The organism is Plantactinospora sp. WMMB782 (assembly GCF_049179135.1).
Lineage (GTDB): Bacteria > Actinomycetota > Actinomycetes > Mycobacteriales > Micromonosporaceae > Plantactinospora.
This window is the reverse complement of record NZ_JBMHMC010000007.1, coordinates 8014529-8038353: the sequence shown is the minus strand read 5'-3', so window position 1 is coordinate 8038353 and position 23825 is coordinate 8014529. Positions and strand designations below refer to the sequence as shown.

Below are 23825 nucleotides of genomic sequence, written 5' to 3'. Positions count from 1 at the left end.
CGTCGGTCCGGGCTCACCGGTGGTGGTGGTACGTCAGGTGCAGGGCACCCCGTTGACGGTGAAGAGGGTCGGGTTCGGGTTCGGGCCACCGGCGGTGGTGGCGTTGAAGCCGAACATCTGGCTGGCACCCGGCATGATCCGCGAGTTGTACGACTCGCCCCGCGCGGTGACCCGGGCACCCGCCTGGGTCACCTTCGCCATCCACGCGTCCCGGACCTTCTGGTCGCCGTTGAACGAGAAGCTGAGCGTCCAGTCGTTGATCGGGGCGGTGCCGGTGTTGGTGACGGTGGCCTGTGCGGTGAACCCGCCCCCCTCGGCCCAGGCGCCGTGGTTGACGTAGCTCACCCGGCAGCCGGAGCCGGCCGGCACCGAGGTGCTGCCGCCCTGGTCGGCCAGGAACGAGGCGATCCAGGCCAGTGCCGAGTTCCAGTTGATCGCCACCTCGTTCGTGGAGTAGGAAGCGATGTCGTCGACGTAGCAGAACATCGGCGCGCAACCCGCCAGCAACTCCTCGACGAACGGGTCGTCGAGGCTGGCGTTCGCGCCACCGGCGATCGAACCGGCCGGCGGGTTCGGCAGCGACTCGTCGTACTGGTTGCCGAAGATCCGGCTGTGCTGGTTCTCCGCCGCCTTCTCGCCCCAGCCGGTCACGTACGACTGGTTCAGCGCGTTGCGGCCGAAGATGTAGTCCATCCCCTGCACCGCGCCGTCCCGGTACTTGGCCTGTCCGGTCAGGTCGAAGGCGGTGGCCAGCACCACGGCGTTGTTGATGATGTTGCTGTTGGCGCCCCAGAAGTAGCTGTTCGGGGTGCCCGGCATCGCCAGGCCGTACGCCTGGCCCTGGGCGGTCGCCAGGTAGCCGTCGGCGGCGGCCACCACCGAGCCGCGCAGCCGGTCCCGCTCGGCCGTGGACAGGCCGCTCGGCACGGTGGCCAGGTCGAGCCGGCCGAGCGCGGCGGTGCTGCCCCAGCCGAAGCCGTGCGCCCCGAACACCTCGTCGTCGGTGTGGTGCGGCGAGGCGGTCAGGTCGGCCAGGTAGGACGCACCGCCGGTGCTCAGGTACAGCTCGGCGGCGGCCCAGTAGAACTCGTCGGTGACGTCCCCGTCGGCGTACGAGCCGCCGCCGTTGCCGTCGTTCGGGTCGGCGTACCGGGTCGGGTTCGCCTTGGCCGCCGCGTACGCCGTGGTGGCGGCGGTCCGGCAGCGCTGCGCGAACGCGGCGTCGTACGGTGCGAAGAGCCGGGCGCACTGCGCGGCGGTGGCGGCCAGGTTCAGCGTCGCGGCGGTGGACGGCGGGTGCAGTTCACGCAGCTCCGGGTCGTCCTCGGGTTGCAGGGGCAGCCCGGTCCAGTTCCGGTCGTGCATCTTGTGGTGCGCCATCCCGGCCAGCGGCCGGCCGGCCGGCACCTGCATCCGGAGCAGGAACTCCAGCTCCCAGCGTGCCTCGTCGAGGATGTCCGGCACGCCGTTGTCGCGTTCCGGCAGCCGCAGCGTGCCGTCGCCGAGCGCCGCTCCGCCACCGGCGGTGGGCGCGGTCTTGGTCCGCTCGAAGGCGCTCAGCAGCTGGTAGGTGGCGATGCCGCCGTTCACCACGTACTTGCCGTGGTCACCGGCGTCGTACCAGCCGCCGCGCACGTCGAGCCGGTAGTCGCAGACGCCGGGCTGGCAGGGTACGTCGGTGTCGCCCCGGTTCGGCGCCACCCCGAGGTGCCCGGCCGGCCGGGCGAACTCCTCGCCGACCAGGTCGCCGTCGATGGCGATGCCGCTGCGCTGGATGTAGAAGAACTGCAGCGAGTCGGAGCGGAGCTGCTTCCAGACGTCGGCCGCGATGTCGAACGGGTGACTCGTCTCGCCGTCGGCGGTGAGCGTGTAGCCGGTGCCCGGGGTGCGGTAGCCGGAGAAGTCGACGCTGTGCACGTTCTGCGCCGACGCCCGGTCGACGCCGCGCGGGGTGCTCTGCCCGCTGGCCACCACGGCACCGGCGGCCGACTTGAGCTGCCAGCCGAGCGGCTCGGTCGCCTCGGTGACGATCGTGGCGTTCTTCGGCCCGGCCGGCAGGTAGCCGACCTGGTTGACCCGGACCCGCGGCCCGGTGTCCGGCTCGTACGGCGGCTCCTCCTCGCCGCCGAGCAGCGATGCGTTGTCCAGGCAGAACGTGTACTCGTCGGCGTTGCCGCCGACCTGGAAGGCGAGCTGGGCGGCGGTGGTGTCGGCGCTGGCGGTGAAGGTCCGCTCGACGTGCTGCGCCTCCGGGCCGAAGGTGATGTCCTCGGCGAAGAACGACGTGTACGGGTCGACGCCGAGCTGCACCGCCACCCGCACCTTCGCGCCGGGTGTGGCGCTGGCGTCGAAGGAGAGCGTGTACGACTCGCCGCTGACCAGCGTCACGTCGTTCTGCCCGACGCCGCCGTCCCACGGGTTCGCCAGTCCGCCGGGTACGGCGGAGCAGAGCTGCCCGTCGGTGACGCCGGTCGAGGTGGTGCCGTAGGAGAACCAGCCGGTGGTGCCGTCGGCGAAGTCGCCGTTGTCCAGCTGCTCGGCCCCGCCGGGCGGCGGCCCGGTGTCGGCGTCACTGCTCAGCGAGACGTCGTCCAGGCAGAACGTGTACGCCTCGGCGGCGCCGCCGAGCTGGAACGTGAGGGTGCCGTTGGTGGAGTCGAGGGTGCCGGTGAACTCGTACCCGAACTCCTCGGCGGTGCTGTCGAGGGCGACGTCCCGGGAGAAGACCGTGGTGTACGGCTCCTCGTTGAGCTGTACGTTCGCCTTCACCGTCACCGGGGCGCTCGTCGAGGCGCGGAAGCTCAGCGCGTAGCTGGCGCCGTCGCCGAGCGGGATGGTGTTGTGGCCGAGGCTGGCGTCCCACGGGTTGGCCAGCCCGGCCGGCACCTCGGTGCAGAGCTGGCCGTCGACCGCGGCCAGGGTGAGGTTTGTGGTCGACCACCACGGCGCGGTGCTGTCGGTGAAGGTGCCGTTGACGATGTGTTCGGTGGCCGCCAGGGTCCCGGTGGTGCCGTCGGGGCGGGCCTGTGCCCCGGTGGCGGTGCCGGTGATCAGCAGGGCGGCGGTGGCGAGCAGGGTGACCGCGCGGGAGGCCCGGCGGTGGCGGTGGCGGGGTCGGAGCACGGAGGTTCCCTTCCGGTGGCACTCGGGCTGGCGGGGGTGGTGCTCGGATTCGGGGTGGGGCATCGGCAGCACTGCTGGGAGCGCTCCCAATACGGAGCCGATGTTGCCAGCCCGTTTCAGGCATGTCAATCGACCTCGCTGGATAGAATTCCGCCCCGGCCGAGCGGGGGACCCCGGCTACCGGCCCCGGAACGGCTCGCGGTTCGTGATCACCGTAGCCACGTACGGTAAATTTCGAGAGCCACGCCAAGCTGATGGTGATCTACTGCAAGCATTTCGGCTGTCTTTTTGGCAGGCTGCCTGCCATGAGCCTGAAGCTGCGATCCGTGGCGGTGAGCGACCGCGGCCTGATCCGGGGCGCGAACCAGGATTCCATGCACGCCGGACCGTGGCTGCTGGCCGTGGCCGACGGGATGGGCGGGATGGCCGCCGGAGACCTGGCCAGTTGCATCACCATCGACGCGATCCGGCCACTGGACGTGGAGACCCCGGAGGAGGGGCTGGTCGCGGCCCTGCAGGGGGCGGTGGACACCGCCAGCGCCGGCATCCGGCAGGCGATCACCGAGGACCCGGAGCGGCAGGGCATGGGCACCACCCTCACCGCGCTGCTGCTGGCCCGCACCGGCAGCTGCCTCGCGCTGGCCCACGTCGGCGACTCCCGGGCGTACCTGTTGCGCGGCGGCATGATGACCCAGCTCACCCGGGACGACACCTTCGTGCAGATGCTCGTCGACGAGGGGGTGATCAGCCCGGACGAGGCGCACAGCCACCCCCGCCGGGCGGTGGTCACCCGGGCGTTGCAGGGCGAGCCGGTCACCCCGACGTACACCACCGTGGTGCCCCAGACCGGCGACCGGTGGATGCTGTGCAGCGACGGGCTGTCCAACGTGGTCCGGCCGGAGAGCCTGGCCGAGGCGCTGCTCGACTACCCCGATCCGGCCGGCTGTGCGCAGCGGCTGGTCGACCTGGCCCTGCGGGCCGGCGGCCCGGACAACATCACCGTCGTGGTCGCGGACGTCGTCGACACCCCCTGACCGCACCCCGCCAGCCGTCCCGACGGGTACGCCGGCTCACCTCGCCGGGTACGCCGGGCGTCCGGATCAGCGTCGCCGGGGTTGCAGGCCACGGGTCGGCACCGCCACGGTCGGGTCCGCCGGCCATGGGTGCCGCGGATACCGGCCGCGCAGCTCGGCGCGTACCTGCGGATAGCCGGTCCGCCAGAACGAGGCGAGGTCCCGGGTCACCGCGACCGGGCGACCGGCCGGGGAGAGCAGGTGCAGCAGCACCGGTACCCGCCCGTCGGCGATCCGCGGCACGTCCAGCCAGCCGAACGTCTCCTGCAACTTGACCGCCAGCACCGGCGCCGCCGGATCGGAGTAGTCCACCCGGTGCCGCGACCCGCTCGGCACGGCCAGCCGCTCCGGGGCCAGCTCGTCCAGCCGGCCCGCCTCCCGCCACGGCAGCAGCCGGCGCAGCGCGGCCACGACGTCGATCCGGGCCAGGTCGGCCCGGCGCCGGGCGGCGGCCAGCTCCGGGCCGAGCCACTCGTCGGCCCGGTCCAGCAGCGCGGCGTCGGTCACCTCCGGCCACTCGCCGCCGAGAGCCTGCCGGCAGAACGCGAGCCGGGCACGCAACTGCTGCGCCTGCGGGCTCCAGGTCAGCAGGTCGAGGCCGACCTGGCGCAGCCCGTCCCGGAGCGCGGCGGCGAGCCGGGCCGGGTCGGGGCGGTCCAGCGGACGGTCCAGCAGCACGATCGCGCCCAGCCGCTCCACCTCGCGGGCCAGCACGTCCCCGCCGGACCAGGCGATCTCCCGCTCCCGCCGCAGCAGCGCCGCACCGGCCTCCCGGGCGGTGGCCTCGTCCAGCACCGCCGCCTGCCGGATCGTCGCGCCCCGCCGCCCCGGCGCCCGGTCGGCCACCGCGATCGCCAGCCACTCCGCTCCGGCCAGCGCCGAGCCCGGCGCCAGGTCCGCCGCGGTGCCGCCGGCCATCAGGTACGCCTGCCCGCCCGGCTGCCGCACCCGGGCCAGCCGCTCCGGGTACGCCAGTCCGACAAGCAACCCGGCGGCCAGGTCGTCCGGCAACTCCACACCGGCGCGCCCGCCGCCGGGCCCGCGCACTCGCCGGGTCTGCTGCTCGTTCCGGCTGGTCTGCTGCTCGTCGTCTTCGGCCGGCTGCTCGTTCCGGCTGGTCTGCTGTTCGTCGTGTTCGGCCGGAGCCGGGAACTCGGCGAGGGCGGACCGCAGTCGGGCCACCTCCGCCCGCCAGGTCGCGCCGGCCGGCTCCGTACCCGAGCGGAGCCGGCGCCAGGTGGCGACCAGGTCGTCACCGGAAGCGGGCTCGGCGAGCACCGCCACCAGCTCGGCGGCCCGGCGCGCCCCGACCGGGGCGGCACCGTCCAGCAGCGCCCGGGCCAGCCGGGGGTGCGCGCCGACCGCCGCCATCGCCCGGCCCCGCCCGCTGACCCGGCCGTCCGGGGTGACCGCGCCGAGCGCTTCCAGGGTGCCCCGGGCGACCTGCATCGCCGCCGCCGGAGGCGGGTCCGGCAGCGCCAGCCCGGTGCCGTCCGGGCGCCCCCAGCAGGCGAGCTGGAGCGCGAACGCGGTGAGGTCGGCGACCGCGATCTCCGGCTCCGGCTGCGCCGGCAGCCGGTCGTGCTCCGCCGCCGACCAGCACCGGTAGACCCGGCCCGGCGCCTCCCGTCCGGCCCGGCCGGCCCGCTGGGTCGCCGCCGCCCGGGACACCGGCACCGTCACCAGCGCGCCGAGCCCACGGGCCAGATCCGTCCGGGCCATCCGACTCAACCCGGCGTCGACCACCACCCGCACCCCGGGCACGGTGAGGCTGGTCTCCGCGACCGCGGTGGCCAGCACCACCCGGCGTCGCCCGGCGGCCGGACGGAGCGCGGCGTCCTGTTCGGCGCCGGACTGCCGACCGTGCAGGCGGACCAGGTCGGTGCCGGCGAGCTCGGCCAGGCGGGCGGCGACGCCGTTGATCTCCCCGGCACCGGGCAGGAAGACCAGCAGGTCGCCGTCGGTCTCGGCCAGCGCCCGGCGTACGGTCGCGGCGACGTGGTCGAGCAGCCGGGGATCCACCCGCAGCCCGTGCGGCGGGTCCACCGGCCGGGGTGGCGGAGCCCAGACCACGTCCACCGGGTACGCCCGGCCCTCGGCGCGCAGCACCGGTGCCGGCTCCGCCGCCGTGCCGAGCAGCGCGCCGAGCCGCTCGGCCTGGGCGGTCGCCGACATCGCCAGCAGCCACAGCTCGGGACGGAGCGCAGCCCGGACCTCGACGCCGAACGCCAGGGCCAGATCGGCGTCGAGCTGCCGCTCGTGCGCCTCGTCGAGCAGCACCGCACCGGTGCCGGGCAACTCGGGATCGTGCTGGAGCCGCTGCACGAGCAGACCGGTGGTGACCACCTCGATCCGGGTACGGTCGCTGGTCCGGCGCTCGCCGCGCACCGCGTACCCGACGGTCTCGCCGACCCGCTCGCCGCGTAGCTGGGCCATCCGGCGGGCGGCGGCCCGGGCCGCGACCCGGCGCGGCTGGGCGACGACGACCCGTCCCTCGACCTGCTCGGCCAGCGCCAGCGGCACAAGCGTGGTCTTGCCGGCCCCCGGCGGCGCCACCAGCACGGCGGCACCCCGGTCGGCGAGCGCCGCCACCAGCGCCGGCAGGACCTGCCGGACCGGCAGCTCGGCTACGGGCTCGGGCGGCGGCACCGGGCCAGTGTCGCACCGCCGGCGGCCCCGGCCGGAATCCGGTCCCCGGCGGGACACCCGGCCGCCCCGCACGGGCGAGGCCGTGACCTGCGGGTCGGCGACCTCGGTGGCCTAGACTGGCTCGTCGTGAGCGTGCCGCCGCGCCGGGCCCCCGGAGACGTACTCGTGCACCTGCGCCGGGCCCGTGACCATGCCGACCGGCACTTCGCCGAGCCGCTGGACCTGGCCACCCTCGCCGCGATCGCCGGGATCAGCAGGTTCCACTTCCAACGCCTCTTCACGGCGACCTACGGCGTCTCCCCGGCGGAACACCTGAGCCGCCGACGGGTGGAGCGGGCCCAGGACCTGCTGCGCACCAGCAACCTCACCGTCACCGAGGTCTGCCACGCGGTCGGGTTCACCAGCCTGGGCTCGTTCAGCAGCCGGTTCCGGGAACTGGTCGGCGAGACACCGAGCGAGTTCCAGCGCCGCTGGGCCGCCAGCGGCGCGCCCCGGATCCCGGGCTGCTTCGTCTTCATGTGGGGGCTGGCCGAGCGGCGCGGCTCCGCAACCGGGGAGAAGCCCGGGACCGGCGACCGCTCCTAGCCTGGTCGCATGATTACCAACATCTCGATCATCAGCGTTTTCGTGCGGGACATCGACGCCTCGAAGGCGTTCTATCTCGACGTGCTCGGCTTCGAGGAGCACACCGACATCACCCTGGCGGACGGTTCCTACCGCTGGTGCACGGTCAAACACCCGAAGCAACCGGAGGTGCAGGTGCACCTGACCCTGCCCGGACCGCCGTACTCGGCGGAGATGGTGGACGCGATCAACCGGGAGATGGATGCCGGCGGGGTCTTCGGGCTCGGCCTGAACGTGGACGACTGCCGCCGGACGTACGACGAACTGACCGCCCGGGGCGTCGAGTTCGTCCACCCGCCGCAGGAGCGCCCGTACGGGGTCGAGGCGGTCGCCCGGGACAACTCGGGGAACTGGCTGGTACTTGTCGAGCCCCGGGAGTACTCCGCCGCCGACTTCGACTGACTCCGGGCGGATGCTCCGGGCAGGGGCGTCACCGGAAACGCCTCCGCCGGTCTCCGGTGGCCGGTGCGGTCGTCCCGCTCGGGCCACCGGAGACCGGCGGAGGCGTGTGTGCTCCCAGGCTGGCCGCACGTGCTCCCGGGCTTGGCTCAGTGCGTGTCGGCGAGCTCAGTACGTGTCGGCTGGCTCAGTACGTGTCGGCGAGTTGGCCGCGGAGTTTGGTGAGGGCGCGGGTGAGGAGGCGGCTGATGTGCATTTGGGAGACGCCGATCTGTTCGGCGATCTGGGATTGGGTGAGGTTGCCGTAGAAGCGGAGGGTGAGGATTTTCTGTTCGCGTTCGTCGAGGGTGGCGAGGGCGGGGCCGAGGGCGACGCGGAGTTCGGCGAGTTCGTATTCGTTGTCTTCGGTGCCGAGGAGGTCGCCGAGTTCGGTGGTGCGTTCGCCGTCGCCGGTGGGGGTGGACAGGGAGACGGCGTTGTAGGCGCGGGCGCCTTCGAGGCCTTCGAGGACTTCTTCTTCGGTGAGGTTGAGGTGGGTGGCGATGTCGGTGACGGTGGGGGAGCGGCCGAGGGTTTGTAGGAGGTTGCTGTTGGCTTCGCTGATGGCGAGGCGGAGTTCCTGGAGGCGGCGGGGGACGCGGATGTCCCAGGTGCGGTCGCGGAAGTGTCGTTTGAGTTCGCCGATGATGGTGGGGATGGCGTAGCCGGCGAAGTCGACGCCGCGGGTGGGGTCGTATTTGTCGATGGCTTTGATGAGGCCGACGGCGGCGGTTTGGGTGAGGTCGTCGGTGGGTTCGCCGCGTCCGCTGTAGCGGTGGGCGAGGTGGTTGGCCAGGGGGAGCCAGGCTTCGATGGCTTTGTCGCGGAGGGTGGCGCGGGAGGGGTGGTGGGTGGGGAGGGCGGCCATGGCGTGGAGCAGGTCGGTGGCGGTGTCGTTGAGGTGGGGCTTGCTGGCGGTGGTGGTGGGCTTGGTGGCGGTGGTGGTGGTCATGGTGGGTCTCCCTGCGTTGTGGGCGGGGACGGGGTTGTCCGTGCGGGTGCATGTGGTGGTTCGGGTGGTGGCGTGTGGCTGTTCAGGTGTCACCTTAGCCCGTTGGTATCGGCTGAGGCTAGCCGAACGGCTGATGTATAAAACGGTCAAATGCGAATGACATCGGACAGTCTGTCGAAGAATTCATGCCTGAACTACGCTCCGGACGTGAGCCATCTCGCCCCGGACGAGCCGGCACCGGTCGCCGGTCTGGTGCTTGCCGCAGGTGCCGGACGGCGGTACGGCGGACCCAAGGCACTTGTCCGGCTCGACGGCCGGCTACTCGTCGAACGGGCGGTGCGGGTCGCCCGGACCGGTGGCTGCGGGCCGGTGGTCACGGTGCTCGGCGCCGCCGCGCCGACGGTCCGGGCCCGCGCCGAACTCGGGAACGCGGTGACGGTGGAGAACCCGCACTGGGCGACCGGAATGGGCTCGTCGCTGCGGACCGGGCTGGCGGCCCTGCGGAACTCCGCGGCGGTCGCGGTGGTCGTCCTGCTCGTCGACATGCCCGGGATCACCGCCGAGGCGGTGCACCGGCTGGTCGGGATCGCCGCACCGGACGCGCTGGGCATGGCCGGCTACGGCAGCCGGCGCGGCCATCCGGTGCTGCTCGGCCGGGCGCACTGGCCCGGGGTGGCGGAGCTGGCGGTCGGCGACGTCGGCGCCCGGCCGTACCTGCGCCGGCACGAGTCGCGGCTGGTGGTCGTACCCTGTGACGACGTCGCCGACGACACCGACCTGGACGTCCCGCCCGCGACCGGCGCCGACCCGACACCGGGGCCCGGGCGACCGCGCGCCGACCCTGCGGCCAGGGGCCGACTCGGCGGTCGGGGCTGATCCGGCGGTGGTCCCCCGCCGGACCGTTCGGGGATACGCCGGGTGGCGCGGTGGGTCAGTGCGGCAGGCGCAGCGCGAGGTGGAAGTCGACCCGGTCGGGAAAGCGGGACAGGTCGCGCCCGGTGAGCTGCTCGATCCGCCCGATCCGGTAGCGCAGGGTGTTGACGTGCAGGTGCAGCCGTTCGGCCGCCCGGCTCCACGACCCGGAACAGGCCAGGAACTCGTCAAGCGTGCCGACCAGGTCGGCGTCGTGCGCCTCGTCGTAGGCCAGCACCGGACCGAGCACCCGGTCCCGGAACGCCCGCCTCGCCTCCGGAGGTAGGCCGGAGAGCAGCAGCAGGTGCGAGGCGAGGTCACCGGCCGACACCACGGTGCCGGGGCCGCCGGAATTGGCCAGCGCGGTCGTCAGAGCGTGCTCGGCCTGCTCCACGGCACCCGGCAGCCCGCCCGGCTCGCCGACCGGTCCGCTGACCCCCACCGCCAACCGTCCGGCACCGAGCCCCGGCACCAGCCCGGCGACCGTGTCCCGGAGCGTGTCGGGCACCCCGGCCAGTTCGGTCCGGCCGCCGGCCAGCACGGCGAGCACCGTGCCGGGGCGGGCCGCCCCGGTGACCATGGCCGGCAGGGTCGTCGACCGGACGATCTCCTCGGCGACCGCGACCGCCAGCTCCGGTGGCGTGGTCAGCCCGGTCAGCCGGACGGCCACCACCAGCAGGGCCGACCGGGGCGGCAGCCCGCCGGAGGAGAGCGCCGCCCGCAGCTCCGCCGGAGAGGTACCCGTGCTGAGCACCGCGCCGAGCTGGTCGGCGAGTCGCCGCTCCACCCGGCCCGCCTCGTCGGCGTGGGCCCGCTCCAGCGCCACCAGGCTGACCAGTTCGGCCGCCGCCTCGGGTAGCCCGGCCGGCGGGGCGGGACCGGCGGCGGCTCCGGGTCGGGCGGGTGCGGTGGGTACGGTGGCGTCCGCACAGGCCAGCAGCCAGCCGGCGAGCCGGTGCTCGGGACGGCCGGGGACGGCGACCAGCCAGCTCCGCCGGCCGCCGGCCTCGACAAGCGCCGGCAACCGGCCGGCGGCCAGGAACTCGGTCGCCAGCCGGCGGCGGGTCTCGCCCGGCAGTGGCCCGGTACCGGCGACGGTCCGTCCGGTCGAGGTCAGCACCCAGCAGTCGACGGCGAGATCGGCGGCGACCGGCTGGAGCAGGTCGGCCAGCCGGGCGCCGCCGGCCATCGCCGCGACCAGCCCCCGGTACCGGCCGAGCACCGTGGCCAGCCCGTTCGCCCGGCGCGCCCACAGGGTCGGGGTCACCTCGTCGATGATCTCCCGGAAGGAGACCTCGACCGGCACCTCGAACAGCGGTACGCCGTACCGGTGGCAGGCCGTGACGAGATCCGGCGGCACCGACCCGTACGCCGCGTCGCCGGCACCGATCGCGGCCACCCCGGCGGCGGCGCAGGCGGCCACGAACCCGTCCGAGTCGTCCGCGCGGCGGCGCCACATCAGCCCGGTCAACACGATCTCGCCACCGGAGAGGTAGCGGCGCGGGTCGGGCAGGTCGGTGACGTAGACCCGGCTGACCGGGCGGTCCAGCCCGGCCTCGCCGGTGAGCAGGGTCAGCCGCAACTGGGGCCGGTCCAGTGCCTCGCGCAGCAGCATCGCGTACCCGTCCGATCCCGGCGGCGCGGCCGGTTGGAGGAATCTACGAAAACGATACGGCGGGCGGGGCGGGTTTCGGTCACCGCGCCGGTTCACCCCGACGGTCGCCGGCTGCTGTACTTCTCGCTACCGCAGGAGGTGATCCGGGTGGCCACCGTCAGCGCGACACTTGACGAGTTCAACCGGCGGCCCGCCGCCGGGGCCGAGGCGGAACTGCTCGCCTGCTGCGCCGTACCGGACTGGGCCCGGTCGGTCGCCGCCGGGCGGCCGTACCCGGATGTCCCGGCGGTGCTGGCGGTGGCCGACGCCGCGCTGCGGCGGCTGGACTGGCCGGAGGTGGCGCGGGCACTGGCCGCGCATCCCCGGATCGGCGAGCGGCCGGCCGGCACCGATCGGGAGTCGGCCTGGTCCCGACGGGAACAGTCCGGCATGGAGGGCGCCGACCGGGACACCCGGGCCGCGCTCGCCCGGGCCAACCGGGAGTACGAGCAGCGTTTCGGCCACCTCTTCCTGGTCTTCGCCGACGGGCGTACCGAGGAACAACTGCTCGCGGCGGCCCTGCGGCGGCTCGGCAACGACCCCGGTACCGAACGCGAGGTGGTCCGGGACGAACTGCGGCAGATCGCCCTGCTCCGGCTGAGGAGGCTGCTGACGTGACCGGACCTGCTGACCTGATCGGGGCTGCTGACGTGAGGGGGCTGCTGAGGTGAGCGGCGACCGCAGGGGTGGCGGCACGCCGCCGGACGGCCTGGTCCGGATCTCCACGCACGTGCTGGACACCGCACGCGGGACACCGGCCGCCGACGTCCCGGTCCGGCTGGACCGGCGGGACAGCGGCGGCTGGACCCCGGTGGCACAGGGCCGGACCGACGCCGACGGCCGGCTCGCCGACTGGACGCCGCTGCTGGACCGGGTGCCGCTGCGCGGCGGGCAGGCCGGCGGCTACCGGCTGGTGTTCCAGGTCGATCGGCTCTACCCGCCGGGCGAGGCGTTCTTCCCGGAGATCGTGGTCGCCTTCCAGATCACCGAGCCGGACCGGCACCACCACGTGCCGCTGCTGCTCAGCCCGTACGGCTACACCACCTACCGGGGAAGCTGAGGAGGCTCGCGGTGGCGATCGTGCTCGGGGCCAACCAGTACGGCAAGGCCGAGGTGCGGCTGGTCCGGGTGGGCCGGGACGGTCCACGGCACGAACTGCGCGACCTGACCGTCGGGATCGCCCTCGCCGGAGACCTCGCCGAGGTGCACCGCAGCGGCGACAACGCGAACGTGCTGCCGACCGACTCGCAGAAGAACACCGTGTACGCCTTCGCCCGGGAACACGGCGTCGACCAGATCGAGGAGTTCGGGCTGCTGCTCGCCCGGCACTTCGTCCGGAGCGTACCGCCGGTCCGGACGGCGACGGTGCGGCTGGCCGAGCACGGCTGGCAGCGGCTCGGGCCGCACTCCTTCCAGCGTGACGGTGCCGAGAGCCGGACCGCCACGGTGACGGTGCACGCCGACGGTGGCGACACGGTGGAGTCCGGGATCTCCGGGCTGGTGCTGCTGAACAGCACCGACTCGGAGTTCCGGGGCTACCTGAAGGACCGGTACACGACGTTGCCGGAGACCGACGACCGGATCCTGGCCACCGCCGTCGAGGCGTGCTGGCGCCACCGGGACGCCGACCCGACCGGTCCGACCGACCTGACCGACCTGACCGGTCCGGGACGGGACTGGGCGGAGTCGTACGCCGGGGTGCGGGCCGCACTCGTCGGTGCGTTCGTGGAAACCTACAGCCGCTCCCTGCAACAGACCCTGTACGCGATGGGCCACCGGGTGCTGGCCGAGCGCCCCGAGATCGCGCAGGTGCGGCTGGCCCTGCCGAACCGGCACCACCTGCTGGTGGACCTGACGCCGTTCGGGCTGGACAACCCGGGCGAGGTGTTCGTGGCCACCGACCGTCCGTACGGGCTGATCGAGGGCACCCTGACCCGTACCCGGGAGGACGACGGGACGGATGCGACCGGGGACGGCACGCGGGCGCCGGAGGACGGGGCGGCCGGGGACGGCGGGGTGGGCTGATGGAGTTCCTGCAACCCCGGAGCTGGGCCGAGGCGCTGGCCGTCCGGGCGGCGCGTCCGGAGGCGCTGCCGGTGGCCGGCGGCACAGACGTGATGGTGGAGCTGAACTTCGCCCGCCGCCGCCCGCCGGCCCTGCTCGACCTGGGCCGGGTCGCCGGGCTGGCCGACTGGGGCACCGAGGACGGGATGCTGCGGCTCGGCGCCGGGGTGCCGTACCGGCGGATCGTCACCGAGCTGGCCGGCCAGGCACCCGGGCTGGCGATGGCGGCCCGGACGGTCGGCTCCGCACAGATCCGCAACCGGGGCACCGTCGGCGGCAACCTCGGCTCGGCCTCACCGGCCGGGGACGCGCTGCCGCCGCTGCTCGCCGCCGGGGCGCTCGTGGAACTCGCCTCGGTCCGGGGCGTCCGCCGGGTGCCGGTCGCCGGCTTCTGCACCGGGCCGAAGCGCAGCCTGCTCGCCCCGGACGAGCTGATCGCCGCGGTACTGCTGCCGCCCGGACGCGGGCCGGAGCAGTTCGCCAAGGTCGGCACCAGGAACGCGATGGTGATCGCGGTCTGCTCGTTCGCCCTGGCGTTGCGCCCGGCGGACCGGACGGTGGGCACCGGGATCGGTTCGGCCGCCCCGACCCCGGTGCGGGCGCCGGCGGCCGAGGAACTGCTCGCCGCCGAGCTGCCCTGGGCGGACCGGTCCGGGCTGCCGGAGTCGCTGGCCCGACGCTTCGGCGAGCTGGTCGCGGCGGCGGCCAATCCGATCGACGACGTACGCGGCAGCGCCGCCTACCGCCGGCACGCCCTCGGCGTGCTGGCGCGGCGGTCGGTGCAGCGGGCCTGGGCGGAGCACCTGCGGGAAGGGGGAGCGGAGTGAGGATCGACTGCGTGGTCAACGGCGAGCCGCGCCGGGCCGACGACGTGTGGCCGGGCGAGAGCCTGCTGCACCTGCTGCGGGAGCGGCTCGGACTGCCCGGCGCGAAGAACGCCTGCGAGCAGGGCGAGTGCGGTTCCTGCACCGTCTATCTGGACGGTGAGCCGGTCTGCGCCTGCCTGGTGCCGGCCGGGCAGGCCCGGGACCGCGAGGTGGTCACGGTGGAGGGACTGGCGGCCGGACCGGGCGAACTCCATCCGGTGCAGCGGGCCTTCGTCGCCGCCGGGGCGGTGCAGTGCGGGTTCTGCACCCCGGGGCTGGTCGTCGCCGTACACGACCTGCTGGCCAGGACGCCGGACCCGGCCGACGGGGAGATCCGGGAGGCGCTGGCCGGCAACCTCTGCCGGTGCACCGGCTACGAGAAGATCCTGGCGGCGGTACGGCTCGCGGCCGGCCGGGCGGACCAGCAATGATCGTCATCGAGAACTGCGCGGTCGCCACCGTCGACCCGGCCGGCACCGAGTACTCCGACGGGCACCTGGTGCTGGACCAGGGCCGGATCGTCGCGGTCGGCCCCGGCCACGCCCCCCGCTACCACCGCCCGGTACGCCGGATCGACGGCACCGGCTGCCTCGCCACCCCCGGACTGGTGAACACCCACCACCACCTCTACCAGTGGGCGACCCGGGGGATGGCCCAGCAGTCCGACCTCTTCGGCTGGCTGGAGACGCTCTACCCGGTCTGGGCCGGGCTGGACGCCGAGGTGGTGGCCGCGACCACCGCTGCCGGGCTCGGCTGGCTGGCGCTCTCCGGCTGCACCACAAGCACCGACCACCACTACGTCCATCCGGCCGGCGCCGGTGACCTGATGGCGGCACAGGTCGAGGCGGCCGGCGGGATCGGGCTGCGGTTCCATCCGTGCCGGGGCTCGATGGACCTCGGGAGGTCGTCCGGCGGGCTGCCACCGGACACCGTCGTCGAGGAGACCGAGGCGGCGCTGGCGGCCACCGAGGAGGCGATCGACAGATATCACGACCCGGCCGAGGAGGCGATGCTGCGGGTGGCGGTGGCGCCCTGCTCGCCGTTCAGCGTCAGCCCGAAACTGATGACCGAGGCGGCGGCGCTGGCCCGGCGCCGGGGAGTACGGCTGCACACCCATCTCGCCGAGACGGTCGACGAGGAGGAGTACTGCCGGCGGACCCACGGCTGCACCCCGGTCGAGTACGCGGAACGGCTCGGCTGGCTCGGGCCGGACGTGTGGCTGGCCCACGGCGTACACCTGGACGACGCCGCGCTGGACGCGCTGGCCGGCAGCGGCACCTCGGTCGCGCACTGTCCCAGCTCGAACGCCCGGCTCGGCGCCGGCACCGCCCGGGTCCGGGACCTGCTGGACCGGGGCGTGCCGGTCGGGCTCGGCGTCGACGGGCCGGCCTCGCAGGAGGCCAACCAGCTCGGCGCGGAGCTGCGCCAGGCGCTCTACGCGGCCCGGCTGCGGGGCGGGCCGGCGGCGCTTACCGCCCGGGAGGCGCTGGCACTCGGCACCGTCGGCGGGGCGCGCTGCCTCGGCCGGGGCGACGAGCTCGGTTCGCTGGAGGTCGGCAAGCTCGCCGACGTGGTGCTGTGGCGGCTGGACGGGCTCGGGCATGTCGGGATCGACGACCCGGTGGCGGCGTTGGTCTTCAGTGCCCCGGCGCCGGTGGAGTTGTCGCTGGTCGGCGGGGTGGCGGTGGTGGAGAACGGGGAGTTGCGGACGGCTGATCCGGGTGGGCTGGCCCGGGGGGTCCGGCGGGCGCACCGGGTGCTGGCACGGAGGGCGCGGTGAGCCGATCTGGGCGGGAGGCCCGCACGGCGAGCGGGGTACGTGGTGGGGCTGGGGGGCCGGGCGACCCGCTCTGGGCGGTCAGGCTTGATCCCGACGCGGGTCACCCGGCCCCCCAGCCCTCGGTGGTCGAGGCCGGAGCGGAGCCGACGACTCCGGGTCCGCAGGGGATCGGGACGAGTGCGGTACGTCCGGACGCGGCGCTGAAGGTGCGCGGGGAGTTCGCGTTCTCGTCCGACCTGTGGGCCGACGACATGTTGTGGGGCGCGACGCTGCGCAGCCCGCATCCGTCGGCGGCGATCCGGAGCATCGACATCGGCGCCGCGCTCGCCGTGCCGGGGGTGTACGCGGTGTTGACCTCGGCCGACGTGCCTGGCGACCGGTACTACGGGCTGGAGGTGCCCGACCAGCCGGTGCTGGCGGTCGACGAGGTCCGCTACCGGGGCGAGCCGGTGGCGATCGTCGCCGCCGACCACCCGGAGACGGCCCGGCGGGCCGCCGAGCGGATCGTGGTCGACTACCTGGTGCGGGAGCCGGTGACCGACCCGGAGGTGGCGCTGGCTCTGGCACGGGAGCCGGTCGCCGGTCCGGAGGCGGCGCCGGCCGGTGCGGGGCTGGTGCGGGAGTCGGCGACCGGTCGGGAGGCGGCGCCGGTCGGGCTGGTGCGGCACGTGCCGATCCGCAAGGGTGATCCGGCGGCGACGGCCGAGGTGGTGGTGACCGGGGAGTACCGGGTCGGGATGCAGGACCAGGCGTTCCTCGGGCCGGAGTCCGGGCTGGCGGTGCCGGCCGAGGACGGCGGGATCGAGCTTTACGTCGCCACCCAGTGGCTGCACGCCGACCAGCGGCAGGTGGCGGCGGCGTTGGGACTGCCGGCGGAGCGGGTGCGGCTGAGCCTGGCCGGGGTCGGCGGGGCGTTCGGTGCCCGGGAGGACCTGTCCATGCAGGTGCACGCCTGCCTGCTGGCCCTGCGGACCGGGCGGCCGGTGAAGATGGTCTACGGGCGGGAGGAGTCGTTCGTCGGGCACGTGCACCGGCACCCGGCGGTGCTGCGGTACGAGCACGGTGCGACCCGGGACGGCGAACTGGTCTACGTCCGGGCCCGGATCCTGCTCGACGGTGGGGCGTACACGTCGACGACTCCGGCGGTGGTGGCGAACGCGGCGAGTCTCGGCGTGGGGCCGTACCGGGTGCCGAACGTGCACGTCGACGCCTACGGGGTGCGGACGAACAACCCGCCGTGCGGGGCGATGCGCGGATTCGGGGCGGTGCAGGCGTGCTTCGGGTACGAGTCGCAGATGGACCGGCTGGCCGAGGCGGTCGGACTGGACCCGGTGGAGTTGCGGGTGCGCAACGCGCTGGCCGAGGGCCTGACGATGCCGACCGGGCAACTGGTGGAGGGGCCGGCGCCGGTGGCCCGGCTGCTGGAGCTGGTCCGGGACCGGCCGCTGCCGCCACCGGCCGGCGACGACCCGCGACAGTTGCCGGGCGGGGTGGCGAACACGACGACGCCGGAGCAGGTGGTGCGCGGGGTCGGCTACGCGATCGGGATCAAGAACGTCTGCTTCTCCGAGGGCTTCGACGACTACGCGACGGCCCGGGTCCGGCTGGAGCTGGTCGGCGGCGAGCCGACCGCGCTGGTGCGGACGGCAGCGGCGGAGGTGGGCCAGGGCCTGGTGACGGTGCAGGCGCAGATCGCCCGCACCGAGTTGGGCGTGGAGCGGGTGGTGGTGGCGACCGCCGACACGAGTGTGGGAAGTGCGGGGTCGTCGTCGGCGTCCCGGCAGACGTACATGACCGGGGGCGCGGTCCGGGCGGCCTGCCGGGCGGTCCGGGCGGCCCTGCTGGCCCGGCTGGGGACGCCGGCCGGGCCGGGCGACGAGGTCGAGTGGGTGGGTGGGGTGCTGCGGGACGCTGCCGGGACCACGGTGGGCACGCTTGTGGAGCTGCTCGCGGCCGGGCCGGTGGAGGAGACCGTGCGGTGGCGGCACCGGCCGACCCGGCCGCTGGACCCGGTTACCGGGCAGGGCGACGCGCACGTTCAGTACGCCTTCGCGGCACATCGGGCCACGGTGGACGTCGACCCCGAACTCGGGCTGGTCCGGGTGGTGGAGATCGCCACCGCCCAGGACGTCGGGCGGGCGATCAACCCGGAGGCGGTGGTCGGACAGATCCAGGGCGGCACCGCGCAGGGGCTCGGGCTGGCGCTGATGGAGGAACTCCAGGTGGTCGACGGGGTGATCCGGAACCCGTCCTTCACCGACTACCTGATCCCGACCGTGCTGGACGTGCCGCCGATGGCGGTGGACGTGCTGGAACTGGCCGACCCGCAGGCGCCGTACGGGCTGCGTGGGGTGGGGGAGCCGCCGACCATCTCGGCCACTCCGGCGATCGTCGCGGCGGTCCGGGCGGCGACCGGGGTGCCGTTGACCCGGGTACCGGTCCGTCCCGAGCACCTCACCGGGACCGGCTGATGGACCGGCTGCCCGACGGGGGCCGGTCGTCTGATCGGGACCCGTCGTCTGATCGGGACCCGTTGTCTGATCGAGAACCGTTGTCTGATCGGGCCGGGCTGTCTGATCGGGCCGGGCTGTCTGATCGGGCCGGGCTGGTGGGGCGGGACCGGTTGGTGGGACGGTTGGGGCCGGACGCGCTGGCCGAGCTGGACCAGCGGCTGGCACCTGTCGACGCCGAGCTGTTGCGGCGCTATCCCGGCCAGCCGGCGGGGCGGCAGCCGGTGCACACCGTCTACGTGCCGGCCGACCGCTGCGATCCCGGGTTGCCGGCCCGGTGGGGCGCGGCCGCCCTGGCCGCGTTGCGGGACCACCCGCCGCTGCCGTACCCGGTCGAGTTGCACGAGCGGGTGGTCGACAAGCTCGGCCGGGAGCCGGTCGAGGACCTGCGGATCGACTTCGAGGACGGCTACGGGCTACGCGACGACGAGGTCGAGGACGCGGCGGCGGTCCGGGCGGGGCGGCTGGCCGGCGCCGGGCTCGGAGTGCCGTTCCTCGGGTTGCGGATCAAGAGCCTGACCGGGCCGGTACGCCGCCGCGCCGTGCGCACCCTGGACCTCTTCCTGGCGGCGCTGCGGTCAGCCGGTGAGTTGCCGCCGGCCGGGCGGTTCGTGGTGACCCTGCCGAAGGTGAGCGTCCCGGAGCAGGTCGAGGCGATGGTGCTGCTCTGCGAGCGGCTGGAGGCGGCGTACGGGCTGCCGACCGGCTGGTTGCGCTTCGAGGTGCAGGTGGAGACCCCGGCGGCGGTGCTCGGGCCGGACGGGCTGGCCACCCCGGGCCGGCTGATCGACGCGGCCGGCGGCCGGTGCACCGGGCTGCACTACGGCACCTACGACTACAGCGCCGCCTGTGGGATCGCCGCCGCGCAGCAGAGCCTGGCGCACCCGGTGGCCGACTTCGCCAAGGCGGTGATGCAGGTGGCCGCCGCCGAGACCGGGGTACGGCTGGCCGACGGCTCGACGAACCTGCTCCCGGTCGGCGACACCGCTGCCGTACAGGCCGGCTGGGCGGAGCATGCCCGGCTGGTCCGGCGCGGCCTGGAACGCGGCTTCTACCAGGGCTGGGATCTGCATCCGGCGCAGTTGCCGACCCGGTTCGCCAGCACGTACGCCTTCTTCCGGCACGGGCGGGCGGCGGCGGTGGCGCGGCTGCGGGATTACCTGGAGCGGCGCTCCGGCGGCATCCTGGACGAGCCGGCGACGGCGCGGGCGCTCGCCGGGTTCCTGCTGCGCGGCCTGGACTGCGGGGCGCTTACCGAGGCGGAGACCGGCTACCACCGGGCCGAGCTGTCGGCGATGTGAGCGCTGCCGGCAACTGCCGGTTTCCGGGGAGGGGGAGCGGATGGGCGGGTACGACCTGGTGCTGCGGTCCCGGCGGGTGGTGCTGCCGGACGGGGAACGGCCGGCCTCGGTCTGGGTGCGGGACGGCCGGATCGCCGACCTGGCCGGGTACGACGCCGACCTGGCCGGGTACGACGAGGTGCCCGGCACCGACCTCGGCGACCTGGCCCTGCTGCCGGGACTCGTGGACACGCACGTGCACGTGAACGAGCCGGGCCGCACCGAGTGGGAGGGCTTCGCCTCGGCCACCCGGGCGGCGCTGGCCGGCGGGGTCACCACGATCGTCGACATGCCGCTCAACTCCGTACCGCCGACCGTGACCGTGCCGGCGTTGCGCCGCAAGCGGGACGCGGCGCGCGGCCGGTGCCACGTCGACGTGGGGTTCTGGGGCGGCGCCGTTCCCGAGCACCTGGCCGAGCTGCCGGCCCTGCACGCCGCCGGGGTGCTCGGGTTCAAGGCGTTCCTGGTCGACTCGGGGGTGCCGGAGTTCCCGCCGCTGGACCCGGCCGGGCTGCACCGGGCGCTGGCCGGCGTCGACGCTCTCTTCGTGGTGCACGCCGAGGACCCGGCCCGGATCGACGTCGCCCCGTCCTCGGCCCGGTACGCCGACTTCCTCGCCTCCCGCCCGCCGGTCGCCGAGCGGCGGGCGGTGCAGGTGGTGCTGGACGCGGCCCGGCGTACCGGCCGGCGGGTGCACGTCCTGCACCTCTCCGCCGCCGACGCGCTGCCGGCGGTCGCCGCCGCCCGTGCCGACGGGGTACGGGTGACAGTGGAAACCTGCCCGCACTATCTGACCCTGGACGCCGCCGAGGTCCCGGACGGGGCGACCGAGTTCAAGTGCTGCCCGCCGATCCGGGACGAGGCCAACCGGGCGGCGCTCTGGGCCGGCCTGGCGGACGGGCTTGTCGACTGTGTCGTCTCGGACCACTCGCCGTGCCTGCCGGAGCTGAAACGGCCCGACACCGGAGACTTCGGTGCCGCCTGGGGTGGGATCGCCTCGGTGCAGCTCGGCCTGCCGGTGGTCTGGACCGAGGCGCGGCGGCGCGGGCACCGGCTGGCCGACCTGGTGCGCTGGATGGCGTCCCGGCCCGCCGAGATCGCCGGGCTGCCCGGCAAGGGGGTGCTGCGGGTCGGTGCCGACGCCGACCTGGTGGCGCTGGACCCGGAGGCGGAGTGGACCGTCGAACCGGCCCGGTTGTTCCACCGGCACGCGGTCACCCCGTACGCCGGTCGCCGGTTGCGCGGCGTGGTCCGGGGCACCTGGCTGCGCGGCGAGCCGGTCGGCCCGGCGGACCCGCCCCGGGGCCGCCTGTTGACCCGGCCGGAGCCTCCGACGGGTGAACGGTCCGGGCACGAGTTCCCGGCGGGGACCGGCCGGGTGCACCGGTGACGGGCTTCACCGAGCTGCCGGACCTGGCGTCGCGCGCGCTCGGCGGCGGGGTGGTGGCGGCCAACGACGAGTTCTTCGCCGCCCGGGACAACCTGGTCGGCGACGCTCCGCCGGGCTTCGCCGCCGGCACCTTCGGGGCCAAGGGCCAGGTGTACGACGGCTGGGAGACCCGGCGCCGCCGGGAACCGGGGTACGACTGGGCGGTCGTCCGGCTCGGCGCTCCCGGGATCGTCTCCGGAGTGGTGGTGGACACCACGCACTTCACCGGCAACTATCCGCCGTTCGCCTCGGTGGAGGGGTGCGGGATGTCCGGATATCCCGATCCGGTCGAACTGGCCGACGCCGACTGGGCCAGTCTGGTGCCCCGGTCGGCGCTGCGCGGGAACAGCCGTAACCTGTTCGAGGTGGACGACCCACACCGCTACACGCACCTGCGGCTGCGGATCTATCCCGACGGCGGGGTGGCCCGACTGCGGGTGCACGGTGTGGTCGTACCCGATCCGTCGCTCTTCCCGGACGGGCGGGCCGACCTCGCGGCGCTGGAGCACGGCGGGCTGGTGGTCGGGTGCAGCGACATGTTCTACGGTGCGCCCCGGCAGTTGATCGCGCCCGGCCTGGCCCGCACCATGGGCGAGGGCTGGGAGACCGCCCGGCGGCGTGACGACGGCAACGACTGGGTACGCGTCCGACTGGCCGCCCCGGGGCAGATCCGGCAGGTGGAGTTGGACACCAGCCACTTCAAGGGCAACGCACCGGCGGCGGCGGCGCTGCGCGGCATCGACACCCGGGTCTCGGACCCGGCGGACGATTCGGCCTGGTTCGAGATCCTGCCGCGTACCCGGTTGCAGCCGGACACCCGGCACCGGTTCCCGGTCGCCGCGCTGCCGGCCGCCACCGAGGTCCGGCTGGACATCTTTCCGGACGGCGGCATGGCCCGGCTGCGACTGCCCGGCCGGATCGCCCCGGCCGATCTCGACCTGCTGCGGCGGCGCTGGTCGGATTCGCTGCCACCGGCGCACGCCCGTCAGATGGAGCCCGCCGGGATCCGCTCGGCGAGAGCCTGGTGGCCGTGACCCGGACCGTGTTGCTGCACCTGCTCGACGGCGCCGGTCGGCCCCTCGGCGTGCTGCCCCGGTACGACGTGCCGGCGCCCTGGTGGCAGGAGGTCGGCGACGTGGTGGCCGGCGCCCGGACACGGTACGGCCTCGACGTCTGGGTACTGCGACTGCTGCACGCCGACCGCAGCGGGCCACCCGGTGGCACGGTCGGTTATCTGGCCCAGCTTGCCGAGGGAGCCGTTCTGCCGTCCGGGTTGCCGCTGGCACCGTTCCGGCTGGACATGTCGGCGGAGCCGCTGCGAGCGCCCTGGGCCGTGCCGGGCGGGCCGGCGGCGAGCCTGCGCTGGGCCGCCGCCGAACTGCACCGGGCGGGCCGGGGCCCGCACGTCGCCGTGCCGCAGCGCGCCTGGAACCTGTCGGCGATCTGGCGGCTGGACAGGCCGGCAGCGGGCGGTGCGGCAGCGGGCGGTGCGGCAGCGGACGGTGCGGCAGCGGACAGGCCGGGAGCGGACGGTGCGGCAGCGGACAGGCCGGGAGCGGACGGTGCGGGACCGGGTGGTGCGGGTCCGCCGGTGTGGCTCAAGCAGGTGCCCGGGTTCTTCGCACACGAGCCGGTGCTGCTGCGCTGGCTCGGCACGGCCGTGCCCGACCTGGTCCCGGTGCTGGTCGCGGCCGGCGACCACGGGCGGATGCTGCTGGAACACGTGCCGGGCGAGGACGGCTACGGGCTGCCGCCGGCCGGCCGGGCCGAGGTCGCCGCCGACCACCACCGGCTCCAGCTCGCCTCGGTCGACCAGGTGGAGCGGCTGGTCGCCGCCGGGGTCCCGGACCGGCGGGGAATGGCGCTGGCCCGGACGATTCGGGACCGGCTCGCCGTGCACGGCCCGGACCTGGGGCCGGTGCGGCCGCTGTTGGACGGGTTGCCGGACCGGCTGGCCGAGCTGGGCCGCTGCGGCCTGCCGGACACCCTCGTGCACGGCGATCTGCATCCGGGCAACGTCCGGATCGCCGGTCACCGTCGAGTGATCATCGACTGGGGGGACGGCTTCGTCGGGCATCCCGGTTTCGACATCCTGCGGCTGACCGAGTCCGTCGAACCGGAGCCGGCCCGGACACTGATCGAGGAGTGGGTCCGGCGCTGGCGGTCGAGCGTGCCGGGCAGCGATCCGGCCCGCGCGATCGAGCTGCTCCGTCCGGTGGCTCCGCTGTGGATGGCGGCGGTCTGCGCCGACTTCCTGGCCCGGATCGAACCGGCCGAGCGGGCGTTCCACGCCGCAGACGTGCCGGCCCTGCTGAACCTGGCGGCCCGAACGGTCTCCAGCCGGCGGAGGTGACTGTCGACTATCCGTCTTGCCGGCGCTTGTCTGCCCCCGGGGCCGGTCGTAGCGTCGC

19 protein-coding genes are annotated in these 23825 nt (G+C 74.7%); 15 read left to right on the top strand and 4 right to left on the bottom strand.

The features are described from left to right. Positions 1 to 33 precede the first annotated feature (33 nt). The gene (locus tag ACN28A_RS37820; protein ID WP_421403791.1) at positions 34 to 3123 is read right to left on the bottom strand and encodes a glycoside hydrolase family 9 protein; all 3090 of its coding nucleotides are present in this window, start codon (positions 3121 to 3123) and stop codon (positions 34 to 36) included. Positions 3124 to 3428: 305 nt separating this feature from the next. Here ACN28A_RS37820 and ACN28A_RS37815 point away from each other — a divergent pair, with 305 nt between their 5' ends. Continuing rightward, a complete protein-coding gene (locus ACN28A_RS37815) occupies positions 3429 to 4157 on the top strand; it encodes a PP2C family protein-serine/threonine phosphatase (RefSeq protein ID WP_421403789.1) in 729 nt (242 codons plus the stop codon). Between the two features lie 66 nt (positions 4158 to 4223). Here the strand turns inward: ACN28A_RS37815 and hrpB are convergent, their stop codons facing one another. After that, a complete protein-coding gene (gene hrpB, locus ACN28A_RS37810) occupies positions 4224 to 6845 on the bottom strand; it encodes an ATP-dependent helicase HrpB (protein WP_421403787.1) in 2622 nt (873 codons plus the stop codon). Positions 6846 to 6971: 126 nt separating this feature from the next. Here hrpB and ACN28A_RS37805 point away from each other — a divergent pair, with 126 nt between their 5' ends. Both ACN28A_RS37805 and ACN28A_RS37800 read left to right on the top strand, forming a co-directional pair. Continuing rightward, positions 6972 to 7430, top strand: coding sequence for a helix-turn-helix domain-containing protein (locus tag ACN28A_RS37805; protein ID WP_421403785.1), 459 nt, complete (start codon positions 6972 to 6974; stop codon positions 7428 to 7430). Between the two features lie 9 nt (positions 7431 to 7439). After that, complete coding sequence (locus ACN28A_RS37800; protein WP_421403783.1) at positions 7440 to 7871, top strand: VOC family protein; 432 nt, start codon at positions 7440 to 7442, stop codon at positions 7869 to 7871. Positions 7872 to 8055: 184 nt separating this feature from the next. Here ACN28A_RS37800 and ACN28A_RS37795 read toward each other — a convergent pair whose 3' ends face one another. Continuing rightward, positions 8056 to 8859: a SigB/SigF/SigG family RNA polymerase sigma factor gene (locus ACN28A_RS37795; RefSeq protein ID WP_421403781.1), complete on the bottom strand. Its 804-nt coding sequence runs from the start codon at positions 8857 to 8859 to the stop codon at positions 8056 to 8058. A 207-nt stretch (positions 8860 to 9066) separates the two neighbouring features. Here ACN28A_RS37795 and ACN28A_RS37790 point away from each other — a divergent pair, with 207 nt between their 5' ends. Then, positions 9067 to 9735: a nucleotidyltransferase family protein gene (locus ACN28A_RS37790; protein WP_421403779.1), complete on the top strand. Its 669-nt coding sequence runs from the start codon at positions 9067 to 9069 to the stop codon at positions 9733 to 9735. Positions 9736 to 9790: 55 nt separating this feature from the next. On the opposite strand, the gene ACN28A_RS37785 is transcribed toward ACN28A_RS37790, so the two are convergent. Then, positions 9791 to 11386 carry a PucR family transcriptional regulator gene (locus ACN28A_RS37785; RefSeq protein WP_421403777.1) on the bottom strand — a complete coding sequence of 532 codons (1596 nt, stop codon included), beginning with the start codon at positions 11384 to 11386 and terminating at the stop codon, positions 9791 to 9793. 147 nt (positions 11387 to 11533) lie between these two features. Here ACN28A_RS37785 and uraD point away from each other — a divergent pair, with 147 nt between their 5' ends. The 11 genes from uraD (at position 11534) to ACN28A_RS37730 (ending at position 23767) form a co-directional block, all read left to right on the top strand. Beyond that, complete coding sequence (uraD, locus tag ACN28A_RS37780) at positions 11534 to 12043, top strand: 2-oxo-4-hydroxy-4-carboxy-5-ureidoimidazoline decarboxylase (RefSeq protein WP_421403775.1); 510 nt, start codon at positions 11534 to 11536, stop codon at positions 12041 to 12043. A gap of 49 nt (positions 12044 to 12092) precedes the next feature. After that, a complete protein-coding gene (gene uraH, locus ACN28A_RS37775) occupies positions 12093 to 12485 on the top strand; it encodes a hydroxyisourate hydrolase (protein WP_421403773.1) in 393 nt (130 codons plus the stop codon). Positions 12486 to 12496: 11 nt separating this feature from the next. Then, positions 12497 to 13450: a factor-independent urate hydroxylase gene (pucL, locus tag ACN28A_RS37770; protein WP_421403772.1), complete on the top strand. Its 954-nt coding sequence runs from the start codon at positions 12497 to 12499 to the stop codon at positions 13448 to 13450. After that, positions 13450 to 14316, top strand: coding sequence for an FAD binding domain-containing protein (locus ACN28A_RS37765; RefSeq protein ID WP_421403770.1), 867 nt, complete (start codon positions 13450 to 13452; stop codon positions 14314 to 14316). The genes pucL and ACN28A_RS37765 overlap by 1 nt, the downstream gene beginning before the upstream one ends. After that, the gene (locus ACN28A_RS37760; protein ID WP_421403768.1) at positions 14313 to 14786 is read left to right on the top strand and encodes a (2Fe-2S)-binding protein; all 474 of its coding nucleotides are present in this window, start codon (positions 14313 to 14315) and stop codon (positions 14784 to 14786) included. Before ACN28A_RS37765 ends, ACN28A_RS37760 begins: the two co-directional genes overlap by 4 nt. Continuing rightward, complete coding sequence (locus ACN28A_RS37755) at positions 14783 to 16135, top strand: 8-oxoguanine deaminase (RefSeq protein ID WP_421403766.1); 1353 nt, start codon at positions 14783 to 14785, stop codon at positions 16133 to 16135. Before ACN28A_RS37760 ends, ACN28A_RS37755 begins: the two co-directional genes overlap by 4 nt. Then, the gene (pucD, locus tag ACN28A_RS37750; protein ID WP_421403764.1) at positions 16132 to 18606 is read left to right on the top strand and encodes a xanthine dehydrogenase subunit D; all 2475 of its coding nucleotides are present in this window, start codon (positions 16132 to 16134) and stop codon (positions 18604 to 18606) included. The genes ACN28A_RS37755 and pucD overlap by 4 nt, the downstream gene beginning before the upstream one ends. A gap of 80 nt (positions 18607 to 18686) precedes the next feature. Continuing rightward, a complete protein-coding gene (locus tag ACN28A_RS37745; RefSeq protein ID WP_421403763.1) occupies positions 18687 to 19946 on the top strand; it encodes a DUF6986 family protein in 1260 nt (419 codons plus the stop codon). A gap of 40 nt (positions 19947 to 19986) precedes the next feature. Further along, positions 19987 to 21375: an allantoinase AllB gene (gene allB, locus ACN28A_RS37740; RefSeq protein ID WP_421403761.1), complete on the top strand. Its 1389-nt coding sequence runs from the start codon at positions 19987 to 19989 to the stop codon at positions 21373 to 21375. Then, the gene (gene alc, locus ACN28A_RS37735; RefSeq protein WP_421403759.1) at positions 21372 to 22448 is read left to right on the top strand and encodes an allantoicase; all 1077 of its coding nucleotides are present in this window, start codon (positions 21372 to 21374) and stop codon (positions 22446 to 22448) included. Before allB ends, alc begins: the two co-directional genes overlap by 4 nt. Further along, on the top strand, positions 22445 to 23767 hold the full coding sequence (locus tag ACN28A_RS37730; protein WP_421403757.1) for an aminoglycoside phosphotransferase family protein: 1323 nt from the start codon (positions 22445 to 22447) through the stop codon (positions 23765 to 23767). The genes alc and ACN28A_RS37730 overlap by 4 nt, the downstream gene beginning before the upstream one ends. Positions 23768 to 23825 lie beyond the last annotated feature (58 nt).